The organism is Ochrobactrum teleogrylli, from assembly GCF_037482325.1.
GTDB lineage: Bacteria > Pseudomonadota > Alphaproteobacteria > Rhizobiales > Rhizobiaceae > Brucella > Brucella teleogrylli.
Map to the genome: position 1 here is coordinate 899,759 of NZ_JBBHKQ010000001.1, position 13,699 is coordinate 913,457.

The window sequence follows — 13,699 nt, forward strand, 5'->3', positions numbered from 1 at the left end:
GCGCGCGATCAGTATATACCGAGATGGTGACAACCATCTCGCTGGTGTATTCATTCTATGGAAAGCCTTATCGACAAGGCGTTGGACGAGGTTCCGGGCAAATGGCAGAGCCAAGCGGGCAAAGCCGGTGCGAGGAACGATGTTTAGCGCCTTATTCTCATCAGGCTCGGACAGACGACACCCAGCCCGCCAAATAAAGGCGCACTCGAATCTCCCCTGTCACAGTCGGAGCGCCGGTGACCGTCAGGCCATTGGCCTGGCAGCACAGCGCTTTTATTTCTGAAACCGGCGGCGCGGGGTTCAACCCATGTTTTCCGTCTGCCTCAGCTTCTAATTGGACAGCATTGCTGTCCTAATTACGTATGACAGAATTCAAATTGCCTCACAAGATGGAAACGCAATTTTTCTCAGCCACTTCCGTAATAAAATGTCGCATGTGCATATCTTTGAGAATTTTAATTGCGCATACGGCTTATTGCGTCAGTTTGGCGCGGCTTAAGGTGAACGCACAAAGCATGGAAAAGTGACAGGCCGCGTCCGTTTTTTCATCATTTTCAGTATTATCGCCTTTCTCAAGTCCCGTTATAGACAGTCGGCAGCAGCTGTCGCTGACACACTGGAATCGTTGCGAGTGGAGACAACCGTGCATTTTGCTTCAGACAACTGGGCGGGCGCCCATCCGAAAATCGCCGAAAGCCTTTCGCTGCATGCAGCCGGTTTTGCCGCCGCCTATGGCGCGAGCGAACTCGACAAGCGCGTTGAACAACGTTTCAACGAGGTGTTCGAGCGCGAAGTGGCCGTCTTTTTCGTCGGAACCGGAACGGCCGCCAACTCGCTGGCGCTGGCCAGCGTCAACCGTCCGGGCGGCGTTTCGCTGGTGCACCGCGAAGCGCATGTCATCGAGGATGAATGCGGCGCGCCTGAATATTTCACCGGCGGCGCGCGGCTGCATCCGATCGATGGCGCATTGGGCCGTATCGACCCCGAGCTTCTCAAGCGCGAACTGAAGCGCTTCAACCCGGCTTTCGTCCATGCCGGACAGCCGATGGCCGTCAGCATCACGCAGGCTACGGAAGTCGGCACGCTCTATCAACCGCAACAAATCGCCACCATTTCCAAAATCTGCCGCGATGCCGGTCTGCCGCTGCATATGGATGGCGCCCGCTTCGCCAATGCGCTGGTTACACTGGGCCTGACCCCGGCTGAAATGACCTGGAAACAGGGCGTCGATATCGTCTCCTTCGGCGGCACCAAGAATGGCTGCTGGTGTGCGGAAGCGCTGGTGTTCATGGACCCGGCCCGCGCAAAGGATCTGCCTTTCATCCGCAAGCGCGCCGCGCAGCTCTTTTCGAAGACCCGCTTTGTGGCGGCCCAGTTCGACGCCTATCTGCAGGACGACCTCTGGCTGGAACTGGCGCGTCATTCGAACGCGCTGGCGGCCCGTCTCGCGGGGCACGTCAATGCATCGAGCCAGATGCGGCTTGCCTGGAAGCCGGAAGCCAATGAAGTCTTCGCCATCATGAAACAGTCGGTCTATGACCGTCTGCGCAATGCGGGAGCCATCTTCTATGACTGGAACCCGCCGCATTCGGAAGAAAACCGCATCAGCGAGGGCGAAATTTTCGCCCGCTTCGTGACCAGCTTCGCCAATACGGAAGAAGATGTGGATCGGTTCGGCGACATGATCGCTTAAACAAAAAAGGCGGCGCTTTGCAGCGCCGCCTTTCTCATATCTATAGGCTTATCCGCGATTAATGCGCGGTTTTCGCTTCGATCTGCTGAGCGCTGTCGGAACCAGCCTTGGCGACTTCGATCTTGCGCGGTTTCATCTGTTCAGGAATCTCGCGCTTGAGGTCGATGTGCAGAAGGCCATTCTTGAGGCTTGCACCAGCGACTTCGACAAAATCGGCAAGCTGGAAGCGGCGCTCGAAAGCACGCGAAGCAATACCGCGATAAAGCACTTCACCGATATCGGACGCCTTTTCGTCAGCCTTCTGGCCCTTCACGGTCAGCTGGTTGCGATGGGCTTCGATTTCGAGTTCGCTTTCGGAAAAGCCCGCAACGGCCATGGTGATACGATAGGTGTTCTCACCGGTGCGCTCGATATTATACGGCGGATAGGACTGGCTACCTTCCGGCGAAGCGAGCGAATCAAGCATGGTGAAGAGCCGGTCGAAACCAACCGTGGAACGATAAAGCGGGGAAAAATCTACGTGACGCATGTGTTAGCCCTCCTTTAGAGCGACATGATGCATGGTTCGGTATGATCCTTGTCTAAAAACCGCTTTGCGGTGTCCGGGATCATACATGGCGGCGAAACTCCCTTATTGGCGAATTCCTTGATGCCGGCGGCCCCTTTGTGGCGACCGCAAAACTCATTTGGGAATGGCTGTTTTGCTTTTCAAGGCCGTTTTCAAACAAGAGCCGATCCGGCATTGCCTACACGGCATGTCACTTCGCGTAACAACTCCTGATCCGTAGCGGGCTACATTTTTGGGGGCAACGCACGACGTGAACCCAAAATGAACATCATCTTCCACGAGCCTTCATTTGCTTGGGGCTAATGTCCCGTCATGCCTGTCACTCGACAGGTTCTATTAAGGATCACGGTTATGAAAAAAGCTGTTCTCGCTTTTGCCGCACTTGCCACCGTCGCTACCGGCTTTGCGACCCCTTCCCTTGCAGACAGCTCGGGCTTGCGCGTCCAGGTTCAGTATTACGACAATGATGGTTATCGCCCACGCCCGCCGCGCCCGGATGCACCGCCTCCCGGCTATGGACGCCCGGACCGCCGCCCCGACTGGGGTGATCGCGACACGATGCGCCCGCGTGAAGTGACCCGTATGCTGGAACGCCGCGGCTATGCGGTCGGTGACATGCGCAGGGATCGCGACACCTATTTTGTCCGCGCCACACGCCCGAACGGTCGTCGTGTGATCGTCATGGTCGACGCCTTCTCTGGACGTATCGTCGGCGAACGCCGTCCCGACCGTTACTAACCATCTCAAAATACGGAACGTCTGGCGGCAACGTCCCTTGCCGCTGACGGTCCTTTGGCCGGAAGTTCGCAAGCGAACTTCCGGTTACTTTTTGTCATCATTTCGCGCATAATAACGGAAACGATCAGGGCATTATCATTCGGGAAAGGCTGCGCAACGGATGTCGGAACTGCTGTTCGAAACCGATGCGAATCCAATTCCGCATGGAATACGGTCGGGCTTTTTCACAAGCCATTCCGACTATCCCGACAGGACACTGCGTTATAGCATCCTGAAGCCGGAAACTGGCCCTGTGCGCGGCACGGTGATTGTGCTGCAAGGCCGAAACGAATTCATCGAAAAATATTTCGAGACGATGACTGAGCTTGCGGCGCGCGGCTTTGTCGCCGCCACCTTCGACTGGCGCGGACAGGGCGGCTCGCATCGGCTGCTGCCGGACAGGCTTCGCGGTTATGTTCGCAGTTTCGACGATTATCAGGAAGATCTCGATCATTTTCTGATCGACATCGTTTTGCCCGACTGCCCGCCGCCCTTCTATATTCTCGGCCATTCTTCCGGCGCCATGGTGGCCCTGGCCTCGATGGGTAGCCTGTCGTCCCGCATTACGCGCATGGTGCTGTGTGCGCCCTTCATGGGCCTTGCTGCGCAGAAATTGAGCGACGACGTTGTGCGCCGCATGGCCGCCACGCTGCGGCGCATCGGGCTTGGCACGCTCTATGCGTCCGGCAAAAAAAGGCTGACAGCACGGCCATTTGCGGGAAATCCGCTGACCAGCGACCCCGCGCGTTTTATGCGCAACACGGAAATCACGCGGCTCTTTCCCGATCTGGCGCTGGGCGGCCCAACCGTGCGCTGGGTATGGGGCGCGCTTGAAACGGCACGCCGCATCAATCAGCCGGACTTCTATGAGGAAAGCCCCAGTTTGCCCGTGCTGATCATTGCCGCAGGCGATGACCGCGTCGTCTCGACGCCGGTGCTGGAGCGCTTTGCTGCGCGCACGCGCAATGTCTCACTGATCACCATCGATGGCGGGCGTCACGAACTGTTGCAGGAAGCCGATTTCTATCGCGAACAGCTCTGGGCCGCGTTCGACGCCTTCATTCCCGGTTCGTCGGATGTAGAAACCATGCCGGAAACCATCGAGCCTGAATTTTCCGGCATCTGACAAGACGGTTTGGGGAATTAGCCCAACGCGCCGATTCCCCGCACCAGAATTTAGCCGTTCAGCAGTTCAAGCGCGGCCTTGTGCAGTTCCGGCGTGGCGGCTGCGACGATATCGCCAGCCTCTTCCGCCGGGCCGCCATCGCGGCGCGTAACCACGCCGCCCGCCTGTTCGATTATCGGGATCAGCGCCACGATATCGTAAGGCTGCAAGCCGGACTCGACAACGATATCGACATAGCCGCCCGCAAGCATGGCAAAGGCGTAGCAATCGACACCATAGCGCGACAGGCGCACAGCGCTTTCAAGCCGGTCGAACCCCTTGCGGTTTTCGCCTTTGAACAGGGCAGGCGTTGTGGTGAACAGCGTCGCATCCGCCAGTGTCGCGCCCTTGCGCACGGAAAGACGGCGCGGCGCGGCGCCATCGCCTTCACGCAGCAGATAGGCGCCCTCGCCGTCGCTATAAAAAAGCTCGCCCGTGAAAGGCTGCGACATCATCCCGGCGCGCGCATCGCCATCCACCGTCAGCCCGACCAGCGTACCCCAGACCGGCAAACCCGATATGAAGGCCCGCGTGCCATCGATAGGGTCGATGACCCAGACGTGGCTGCGGTCGGTATTTTCGGGGCCATATTCCTCGCCCAGAATGCCGTGCTCCGGATAACGGTGGCCGATGACGGCACGAATCGCCCTCTCCGCAGCACGGTCCGCTTCGGTAACAGGGTCGAAACCGACGCTGTATTTGTTGTCCACCGCGTTCAACTGACGAAAGCGCGGCAAAGTTTCAGCCGCCGCTGCCGCTGCCACTTCGGAAAAAAATGCCTTGTCGATGAGCAACCCCATCCTCCTGTTTCCATGACATGGCTGCAACTTGTGCATCCATGCTAATTTTGCTCAATTATTGAGCAAGAAAAAATTCGCCCAAAAAAGATGCGCATTTTCTTGACGCAACCAGCTTTAGCGCGTAGCTTAAAGACTAGACAGGTCTTCCTGTCGATGCCTTTCGGGGCATTTCCTCCCTAGTCTTTGGCCGCGTTCGTATTGCTCGAGCGCGGCTCTTTTTATCGGCATGAGACCCGGACTGGTTGCGGCCTTACCTATTCGGCAGCCAGCGGCGGCGCGATGAACAAATCATCCGGAAGCGATGTAAGATAGCTCAGAAACTGATGCAGATCGCCACATAACGTTTCGAAGCCCGCAAGTTTGTGCAGCGACTGCTCGTTCACATAGAGACTGCGATTGATCTCAATCTGCAAGGCATGGCACGCAACGGCTGGCCGACCATAATGCTCGGTGATGAAACCGCCCGCATAGGGTTTGTTATGCGCAACCGAATAGCCCAGTTCACGCAGCAGCTCGATGGCCGCCTGCGTGAGGCGCTCGCTGCAGGAGCGTCCGAATCGGTCGCCAATGATGAAATCCGGGCGGGAGCCCACCTCCCCCGGACGCACACCCCCCGGCATGGAATGACAATCGATCAGAACCGCATAGCCGAACCGTTCGCGGGTCGACTGCAACAGACCTTCCAACGTGCGGTGATAGGGCTTGTAGAGGCTTTCGATGCGGTAAAAGGCTTCGGCAAGGGGGATTCTCCCCGGATAGATCAATTGCCCCTCGCCCACCAGACGCGGCACCGTGCCCAGACCACCGGCGACACGCGCCGACTGGCTGTTGATGAAGGGCGGCAAGGTTTCGGTGAACATGCGCGGATCAAGCTCATAGGCTTCGCGATTCACATCGAGAAATGCGCGCGGGAAATGTGCTTTCAGCAGCGGTGCGCCGAGCCGCACGGCAGACGCGAACAACTCATCCACATAACAATCTTCCGAATGGCGGATGCTGAGACTGTCGAGGCGGGATAATTCCAGAAAGGATTGCGGATAATAACGACCGCTATGCGGCGAGTTGAATACGAACGGAATTCGCTGCTCTGCCGGAGCATTCACCTCGAAAGGCGGTATCAGGCTGAAATCACGCTCCAAACTCATATTTTGATCCGTCTATGCATGTCTTGTTTGCGGCGGCTGAACACAGCACACCGGCAGGCTCGACAAATTACGTCAACCGCTGCGCGGGTGCAAATACCAACAGGGTACGCCGAATTCGATCACGAACTGAAAACTGCGGCAATCCCGTCACAAATGACAGGTTGTTGCCAAATGCATGCCATAACAATTAACATTCGCGCGAGCATTCATTTCATATTTACCAAAGAAGCGTTTTCTAGAGTGGAAAATTGAATCGTTCACGCTGTCCAAGCACTGGAGCGAACGATGGGAAATTCGGACGGACCAATGAAAAGAATTCTTCTTGCTGAAGACGACAACGATATGCGGCGCTTTCTCGTGAAAGCACTGGAAAAGGCCGGCTATCACGTGACTCACTTCGATAATGGCGCCAGCGCCTATGAACGACTGCAGGAAGAGCCGTTCTCACTGCTGCTGACCGACATCGTGATGCCGGAAATGGACGGGATTGAACTGGCGCGTCGTGCGACGGAAATCGATCCAGACCTGAAAATAATGTTCATTACGGGATTCGCAGCCGTCGCCCTGAATCCTGATTCTGACGCCCCGCGCGACGCGAAAGTGCTTTCCAAGCCGTTCCATCTGCGTGACCTGGTGAACGAAATCGAAAAAATGTTGATCGCCGCCTGAGGCGATCACTGGCCAAGGCGCGGTTTTCCGGGCTTTTGAAAAGTCTTCAACAAAAAGACAAAAAAACTTCATAAAAGGGCATTGACGAGCGCAACGCGATATGGTGTATGCGCCACATCGAATGGGCGTATAGCTCAGCGGGAGAGCACTACATTGACATTGTAGGGGTCACAGGTTCAATCCCTGTTACGCCCACCATTCGATCTCCGAAAGCCTTGTGTTTTCAATCAGTTTCTTCCCCATTACAAATAGTATGTCTGCCGCGCTTGTGTGCATCTTGAATGCAAATAACCGGCCTCGAATATGTGTTTATCCTGCCCACACCCTTCGAGCGCGAGCAGGACTTGCCGTTAAAGATTATATTGTTGGCGCGCGATATCCCCGAGACCGGCTTTATCAAGGTTCGTCAAAGGCGCTAAAAAAGTCACCTGAATTACGCCCGGATCGCGTCCGATTTCGATAGCGCCGTTGATCGTAGCCCGGTTGCGCACTTCCGAAACGGTCATATCCAGCAGCTTTGCCGCTCTTTCCAGGCCATTGACAATAGCCGCGTTCATATTGGCCGCCGTGCCGATGACGGAAATCGGCGCCACTTCCTCAACGACTTTGACGCCCCACTGTTGAGCCAATTTTGTACCGCGTTTCTTTTCTTCCTCCGTGAAGGGCCTTGCCAATGGCGGCAGATCCTCAAGCAGCGGAAACAGCACGGGACCGTCATTATTATAGCTCTTCAGCACCTCGACCTGCAGGGTGACGCTTCCGGCCACATCCATTGTGTGCCCTGCGATTTCGCCATCCCCCTGGGCAGCGTGCATGTCACCCATATAGACGCCAGCGCCTGGAACCTTGACGGGGCAAACCAGAACGGCGCCGGCGCGCACCGCATCAATGTCCATGTGCCCATCGGTCTTGTGCTTCTGCAATTCCTCCTGGCTCAAGGCATAAGGGTGCGGCGCGCCGACAAGGAACGCGCCGAAGTCGCCAGCGTTATGGGAATCCGGCATAGCCTTCGAAGGGGTTGTGCCCAACTGCCCGAGGAATGGCCGCATGCGCACAATGGCGCCGACGAGATCAGCCGGAGCGTAGTTCAACACGGAGTGCTGTACCGATTGATCGGGCAGCGACGCATAGTGATTGGCATTCTTGGCGATGCGTTCCGCAGCGTCCTTGTCGACTGTCAGGCCAACATCCTGCGCTTCGTCGAACACCACCGTGTAACCATGCACAATCTCGAATGGCTTGATCGCCGTCCCGCATTTGTTGCAGCGCACGGAATCCTGTCCCACACCTTCAATATGCGTTTCGGGCCAAACTTCTTCACAGACAGGGCAGCGCGCCGCAACAAACGGATCGCCGAGACAATATTTGTTCGAAACGGCGTCGTGACCGGACGCTGTTGCCAATGAGGTTACGGAAATATCGCGAATGCGGATGACAACACCGTCGCCAACCTCTGCGCCCTCAATATAGACTGGCTTGGTCACTTCGTGTCCACCGCGGAGACGCGGCGTAATCATCGGCCCCCAGCAACCTGGCGCGGTATTGGCGATGATCGTGCCGCCATTCTGCAATGGACCCAACATCGGTTCGGACGGGTCCAGAACACTATTGGTAAAACCGTCGACAACGACGCTCCGCTTCGCAATATTGGATGGTGAATCTGCCATGGTCGCTCTCCCGCTGGTTTGTATCGAAGCCCGATCATAGCTCCGATAGCCTCGACCACAAGGAAAGAACGCCGAGACCTTGCCGGACCGTGCATGAAATGCCCCCTCTCCGGCTGCTCGCGACCGTAACGGGCGTGGCGCAATTAGCGCTCACCTCCCGTTTCAGCCATCAGCGTCTTCTCTGGACAAGCGGCCTGCTGAAGCCGCTATTTGGGCGAGGTAATGACCTTTGCGAATCCTCCAAGGGCACGATCATTCAACTCCAAAATTTCGATCGCTAACCACTGATAAATTATCCGCAGCATGGCCATTCATGAAGTAGGTTGTAGCAGCTTTGATTCTGCTATTAACATTCAACTTTACAAGAATAGATTCTATATGTGACTTTACCGTTCCGGGACTAATATTCAAAATCTTAGCAATTTGCTTATTCGTGCAACCGTCCAATACGAGCCTAAGTATCTCTTCTTTCCTATTGCTCAACAAGCCGGAGTTCCTACGCCGGCTCCCTATGGAATTTATCTCATTCGAGTAACACGTGAACCCGGAATTAATAACGGATATTACATCGTGCAAACCGTCGATTGAGGTACTCCTCTTGATAACTGATTTTATATTGTAACTATCAAATCCACCGCGGCGAAAGCTACCGTCATCGCCAACCATCAATATTATTGGAACGAGTGGCAGTTTTTCTTTAATCTTTTCAAGTGACCCCGTCAGGATTGATGGGGAACAGTCACCGGCAATTAACACCGCTGACAATATCAAGTTTTCGATGTCTTCAGACCAATCTGAAATCGAATTACACCCGTAAATACAATAATTTTTGTCGATGTTCTTTAAGCCATGCATTGTCCCTCGTAAATATATATCATGGCTGTCTATAATTAGTAAATTCATTTTATTATCCACTTAAAATAGACGAATCAATTAATAAAGTATATATATGCAGTAATTTATATTAAATATCATTAAGTCAGAATTATTTCTAAAAATTACGCCCCATAGATTAAACATTGTTTATTCCGCATAGTTTAAATTATATAAAAATATCTCGATTAATTTCTTCCCTATTTTTAAGAGCCTGAATCAAAAAACGGCATGTGTGTGCGAAAATGGTGATTTTCGAGTACCGGAGCGGAGCGTATTCAAGGTACGTGAGCACCGGAACGCAGAAAATTGCCATTTGCAGCCACACAGGGCGACTTTTGGAACAGGCTCTAAGGCGCTCTCAAGAACAGATCGCGCTCAGCGGCCCGTCTCCGCGTTAAACCGGGCAACGCCATTCCACCCGCCTTGTTCCATCGCAAAAATTGTTCTGCAGCTTCTGTATATTGACCGTGGTTAAGGAGGCGAAGCAGCGTTGAGCCTTTCAGATTGGCCAGCCCTAGATTGAATGCGAATGATACGAGAGCATCGAATTGATTCTGGTTCATACTGACGGCGACATACTGGATGACGCCCCCTTCGAATTTCCTCAAATCACTTTGAAGTAAATCCTCTGCCTCCAATTCCGTTAAAGGCCGGTCAAATCGCTCTGAAGGCAGTATTAAATGGCCATAGCCGATAGTCCATTTTCCTACAGCATCTTTGTATTTCTCGAGCCTCAAACCTTCAAACTCTTTAATCAAATTTAGACCAGATTGACCTATTCTTCGTTGTTGCTCCATAACAATAACCTCACGATTGACGAACGGGCTGTATGTGACGTGTGTACTCGTCGATCAAACGCATCACGCTTTCCGGCGGCTCAAACGATGCAAACTCCATCTCGATATCTACATGGCTGGGGCAGCGCCCATTTTTGTCATGCGCAGTTGGAGAGAGGCTTACAATAAAGCGGTTCGTCGTTTCTTCCCCGGAAAGAGCAGAGGCGTCCATTGGCTCGATGGCTTCTGTACAGACGGTCAAGAATACTTTCATCTTTTCCAGAAGAAGCCCGCGAGGCGTAGACATCGCCACTAGAGGGATTTTGATTTGATGGTCGTCATCCAGCTCGATATCAACGACTTTAGGCTTAAGGCGCCCATCGCCAATGTCGTCAAAGAAAGGCTCCATAGCCTGCAAGTATTGACGCGCGACCAATCGGTTTGCTGCCATGGCTGCGTGCTGCATACCGAGTGCAATTTCATCTATTGATAATACCGGTCGATTACTTTGAAAAAAATTAGATCCATGATCTTTTGAAGAAGTATCCGATTCTTCAATTCCGGTCTTTTTATAGAACCAATCTTTTATAGACATAAGACTACCTTTTGGGTGAGAAGACCGCCCAGCGATCTTCTCACCTCGATTCAATTTTATTAATTAATACTATTTAATATTAATATTTGTAATTAATTTTTTTATTATTGGCTTAATTTGTGTCGCCTCCATTATTATTTTCGCCAGGAGTGAGCATCAGGTTCTTTGGATCCGTCTTAGGGAAATCCACGGCTTTGACATCCTTGTGCATCACAGGCTTGGTGGCAGCGTCTGTCAGGAAGTCAATGACTCGCAGCAGCGCTTCCGGCGCAGGCTGACGCTTTACCTGGGTATGAATGCTATACTTCGCCCGGGTGTCCGTTGATCGCGTTTGTTCGGACTTATGCGATACGCGACCTGCTAGTTTAACGCTGAAAGGCCCCCAGCCGATGCTGCCTTCGGCCGTTGCATCAGCCTTAGTCGTGCTCTGGGATTTTTCTGCCTGCGTAACTTCCAGCTCAAAATCAATAGTACCCTCTTCAATGCAAATATTGGGGTGAGCAATAGTTGCAAGCAAAGGAATACGCATAGTCTTCTTGAGCGTAGATGGAGTTCCATCTTGCTCGTTGATTACGGTCTCGTCGTAATCGAACTGAACGGCAATAGCGACGCCGTCCTTAATACATACCTTTAACAGAAATTCTGCATAGCTGTGGCTCGCCTGTAGCTGAGCCTTAATCATGGCCTGCAGCGGCCCGCCGATCATATCTTCGACGGGCAGTGCGTGAATGACAGAACCAATAAAATTCGTATCCATTTTTCAAATCCTTAATTAAATATATTGATGTGGACCACATGAGACACAGTAATGAAATTGATGAAGCGCCGAAATCCGCTGCATAGCCGTGAGCGTCGTGGCCTAGTTTCACTGCCATCAGACATATGTGGAACAGCATAGTATGTAGTTGTGGGGGTGGACGCGTCAGATCGGTGACTGCGCCCCATGTCTGAACCAGACCGTGTGTCGAGACCGCACTATTCCTCTGCCGCGCGTTGCTTGTCGCTTGATGTATCCGACAAGCGAAGCTTCGGAGGCTCTCCATCCGCAAGACAGTTGATCACAACGTCAACGATCCCGGAGGCAACAAAATCCGCCCGAATTCTATTTTGGAGTTCAGCGCCTTCCTTGCCGTCTCTGGTCTGCCCAAGGGACCATATGGCAACACCGATCAACGCATCTGGATTAAGACGCTTCAAACGGCGGATAGAGAACCTTCCGCGTGTCGCGTACTCCACATTGAGATAGCAGACCACGATAGCGGACGCCTCGGCGACAGCCTCTTTTTTCAACTGGCTTGGCAACAAGCCCGCATGGCCGATGACAGTGGCGCGCGCACCCTGTACGGACAGCACCTGAGCCACCATTTCGGCGCTAATGTCATCCAGCGCATCATGGCCGCCGATACAGACGACAGTTCTCCCCTCACCGGATGGAAGTTCGACCTTGGCCTTTTCCTTGGTGGTCGCATCGACCGTCACATCTTCATCGTTGTCCAGTTCTTCATTTGCAATCATGCGAAGATTGGCAACAAGCATATCTGCGCTGCTGGTGACGTCCTTCAACTGCTTTTCATTCAGCGCGCCGCGCGCCCTGTCCTGCTCCGCAAGGAGAAGTGCCGGGATGGCAACGGCGCCGTAATATTCAACCAGAAACTTCTCTTCGAGGATTTCTTCCGCATTATCCGTGGCTTCGATCGGGTCTCCCGCAAGCAGGCGTTGATAGAGTCTCTCTTCCGGGTCGAGGACCGGCTCATCGCCAAACAATATCTCGAAGAACTCAAACTGCGGCACATGCCGCCCCAGCACCACGAGACAAACCGTCAGCGGGGTTGAGAGCACCAGCCCAACAGGTCCCCAGAGCCATGCCCAGAAGATCGCGGATACAATGATTGCAAGGGGGGACAGTCCTGTTCGCGAGCCGTATAGCCACGGCTCGATGACGTTATTGCTGATGAGTTCCACAATGATGAAAAGCGCGATGGTGCAGATGAGCAATGTCCAGCCGGGCGAAACCGCAAATGCCAGAAATATCGGCATCACCGCAGCAATCACCGGCCCGATATAGGGCACAAATCTCAGCACTATAGCGAGCATGCCCCACAACAGCGCATTGGGTATGCCAAGCAGCCACAGGCCGATGCCCAATGGCACGCCATAGGCGATATTGACCATGAGTTGGGTCAGCAGATATTGACCGACGCGACTACCAGCTTCCTGAAGGGCTTCGGTGGTCCGATGCAAGTCGCCATAACCGACAAGCCGGATAAACCTGTCGCGCAGTTCCTCCCTTTCAAGCAGCATGAAAACCACGACCACGATGACAAGGCCGGTTGTCGCCAGCGGGCTGATCAGCGGCCCCAGAATGTTTTCCAGCGTTTCGATGGGGCTGCGGCGCGAGAAGACTTCAACCAGCACCGGTTTTCTCTCCGGCTCCGGATTGATCCCGGGAACATCCGGCTTTTCTTCCGGACTGTTGATCTCGGCCCCTACCCGTTCGGCGAAGCGGTTCAAGCGGTCGATGATCCCGCCTTCCGTGCCTGCCTTCTTCAAATTCCGTATTTTCTCAATGATGTTGTACTGGTAGGTCGCGATGTTCTGCCCAACCTCCGTCACCTGAAAGGCCAGGATCGCGCTGAAAATCGCGATGATCAGGAAGCCCCCGGCAACACTGGTGATGATCGCCACCAGCCTCGGCAGCCGCAGCCGGCGGAGGAAGGCCACAATCGGCGCCAGCATGAAAGTGAGCAAAATCGCTATGGCCAGCGGCAGGAAAACATCTTTGGCGAAATAGAATATGGCAATGACCCCGGCCATCGCGGCCAAAGTCGGCAACCTGGTGTTGGCTGAGTTCAACGGCAGATTTCGATTAGGAACCCCACCATAACGGTCCATAGTGCATCCGGCTAATAATTGGTCACCTTATTAATGGAGATGCTCCGCTTTTGTTCCGCGAAATGAACCCGCAAAG

13 protein-coding genes, 1 tRNA gene and 1 pseudogene are annotated in these 13,699 nt (G+C 53.9%); 5 read left to right on the forward strand and 10 right to left on the reverse strand.

The window, feature by feature from the left end; genetic code table 11:
* Nucleotides 1-643: 643 nt before the first annotated feature.
* Nucleotides 644-1,693 (forward strand): threonine aldolase family protein, encoded by a 1,050-nt coding sequence (locus tag WIX40_RS04185; protein ID WP_171318642.1) that lies wholly within the window; start codon nt 644-646, stop codon nt 1,691-1,693.
* 58 nt (nt 1,694-1,751) lie between these two features.
* Here WIX40_RS04185 and WIX40_RS04190 read toward each other — a convergent pair whose 3' ends face one another.
* Nucleotides 1,752-2,222, reverse strand: a complete 471-nt coding sequence (locus WIX40_RS04190; RefSeq protein WP_109367764.1) for an Hsp20 family protein — start codon at nt 2,220-2,222, stop codon at nt 1,752-1,754.
* A gap of 390 nt (nt 2,223-2,612) precedes the next feature.
* On the opposite strand from WIX40_RS04190, the gene WIX40_RS04195 reads away from it, so the two are divergent.
* Together WIX40_RS04195 and WIX40_RS04200 are read left to right on the forward strand one after the other, a co-directional pair.
* On the forward strand, nt 2,613-2,999 hold the full coding sequence (locus WIX40_RS04195; protein WP_109367765.1) for a PepSY domain-containing protein: 387 nt from the start codon (nt 2,613-2,615) through the stop codon (nt 2,997-2,999).
* Nucleotides 3,000-3,159: 160 nt separating this feature from the next.
* Complete coding sequence (locus tag WIX40_RS04200) at nt 3,160-4,164, forward strand: alpha/beta fold hydrolase (RefSeq protein ID WP_339438691.1); 1,005 nt, start codon at nt 3,160-3,162, stop codon at nt 4,162-4,164.
* A 50-nt stretch (nt 4,165-4,214) separates the two neighbouring features.
* On the opposite strand, the gene hisN is transcribed toward WIX40_RS04200, so the two are convergent.
* The gene (gene hisN, locus WIX40_RS04205) at nt 4,215-4,997 is read right to left on the reverse strand and encodes a histidinol-phosphatase (RefSeq protein ID WP_339440932.1); all 783 of its coding nucleotides are present in this window, start codon (nt 4,995-4,997) and stop codon (nt 4,215-4,217) included.
* A 260-nt stretch (nt 4,998-5,257) separates the two neighbouring features.
* On the reverse strand, nt 5,258-6,148 hold the full coding sequence (locus WIX40_RS04210) for an N-formylglutamate amidohydrolase (RefSeq protein WP_109367767.1): 891 nt from the start codon (nt 6,146-6,148) through the stop codon (nt 5,258-5,260).
* Nucleotides 6,149-6,454: 306 nt separating this feature from the next.
* Between WIX40_RS04210 and cpdR the strand changes: the two genes are divergently transcribed.
* Both cpdR and WIX40_RS04220 read left to right on the forward strand, forming a co-directional pair.
* A complete protein-coding gene (cpdR, locus tag WIX40_RS04215; protein WP_002966536.1) occupies nt 6,455-6,817 on the forward strand; it encodes a cell cycle two-component system response regulator CpdR in 363 nt (120 codons plus the stop codon).
* A gap of 123 nt (nt 6,818-6,940) precedes the next feature.
* Nucleotides 6,941-7,015: transfer RNA gene (locus WIX40_RS04220), tRNA-Val, on the forward strand.
* Nucleotides 7,016-7,167: 152 nt separating this feature from the next.
* Here the strand turns inward: WIX40_RS04220 and WIX40_RS04225 are convergent.
* The 7 genes and pseudogenes from WIX40_RS04225 to WIX40_RS04245 form a co-directional block, all read right to left on the reverse strand.
* Nucleotides 7,168-8,484 carry an acetamidase/formamidase family protein gene (locus tag WIX40_RS04225; protein WP_339438694.1) on the reverse strand — a complete coding sequence of 439 codons (1,317 nt, stop codon included), beginning with the start codon at nt 8,482-8,484 and terminating at the stop codon, nt 7,168-7,170.
* A gap of 252 nt (nt 8,485-8,736) precedes the next feature.
* Entirely contained in the window at nt 8,737-9,387 is a 651-nt protein-coding gene (locus WIX40_RS23655) for a response regulator transcription factor (RefSeq protein WP_371834119.1), read from the reverse strand.
* A 175-nt stretch (nt 9,388-9,562) separates the two neighbouring features.
* Nucleotides 9,563-9,673, reverse strand: a pseudogene (locus WIX40_RS23660) (flagellar basal body P-ring protein FlgI); the annotation flags it as partial.
* A gap of 34 nt (nt 9,674-9,707) precedes the next feature.
* Entirely contained in the window at nt 9,708-10,157 is a 450-nt protein-coding gene (locus WIX40_RS04230) for a lysozyme (RefSeq protein ID WP_109367770.1), read from the reverse strand.
* A gap of 10 nt (nt 10,158-10,167) precedes the next feature.
* Nucleotides 10,168-10,731: a DUF2589 domain-containing protein gene (locus WIX40_RS04235; RefSeq protein ID WP_140023579.1), complete on the reverse strand. Its 564-nt coding sequence runs from the start codon at nt 10,729-10,731 to the stop codon at nt 10,168-10,170.
* A gap of 112 nt (nt 10,732-10,843) precedes the next feature.
* A complete protein-coding gene (locus WIX40_RS04240; protein WP_140023578.1) occupies nt 10,844-11,488 on the reverse strand; it encodes a DUF2589 domain-containing protein in 645 nt (214 codons plus the stop codon).
* Nucleotides 11,489-11,706: 218 nt separating this feature from the next.
* Nucleotides 11,707-13,623 (reverse strand): AI-2E family transporter, encoded by a 1,917-nt coding sequence (locus WIX40_RS04245; protein ID WP_339438698.1) that lies wholly within the window; start codon nt 13,621-13,623, stop codon nt 11,707-11,709.
* Nucleotides 13,624-13,699: the final 76 nt, after the last annotated feature.

Excerpts from the sequence above, each read along its gene's own strand:
- WIX40_RS04235 (WP_140023579.1), bottom strand. The coding sequence starts at position 10,731 with ATGTCTATAAAAGATTGGTTCTATAAAAAGACCGGAATTGAAGAATCG.
- WIX40_RS04210 (WP_109367767.1), bottom strand. The coding sequence starts at position 6,148 with ATGAGTTTGGAGCGTGATTTCAGCCTGATACCGCCTTTCGAGGTGAAT.
- cpdR (WP_002966536.1), top strand. The coding sequence starts at position 6,455 with ATGAAAAGAATTCTTCTTGCTGAAGACGACAACGATATGCGGCGCTTT.
- WIX40_RS04200 (WP_339438691.1), top strand. The coding sequence starts at position 3,160 with ATGTCGGAACTGCTGTTCGAAACCGATGCGAATCCAATTCCGCATGGA.
- WIX40_RS23655 (WP_371834119.1), bottom strand. The coding sequence starts at position 9,387 with ATGAATTTACTAATTATAGACAGCCATGATATATATTTACGAGGGACA.
- WIX40_RS04245 (WP_339438698.1), bottom strand. The coding sequence starts at position 13,623 with ATGGACCGTTATGGTGGGGTTCCTAATCGAAATCTGCCGTTGAACTCA.
- WIX40_RS04195 (WP_109367765.1), top strand. The coding sequence starts at position 2,613 with ATGAAAAAAGCTGTTCTCGCTTTTGCCGCACTTGCCACCGTCGCTACC.
- WIX40_RS04190 (WP_109367764.1), bottom strand. The coding sequence starts at position 2,222 with ATGCGTCACGTAGATTTTTCCCCGCTTTATCGTTCCACGGTTGGTTTC.
- WIX40_RS04230 (WP_109367770.1), bottom strand. The coding sequence starts at position 10,157 with ATGGAGCAACAACGAAGAATAGGTCAATCTGGTCTAAATTTGATTAAA.
- WIX40_RS04240 (WP_140023578.1), bottom strand. The coding sequence starts at position 11,488 with ATGGATACGAATTTTATTGGTTCTGTCATTCACGCACTGCCCGTCGAA.
- WIX40_RS04225 (WP_339438694.1), bottom strand. The coding sequence starts at position 8,484 with ATGGCAGATTCACCATCCAATATTGCGAAGCGGAGCGTCGTTGTCGAC.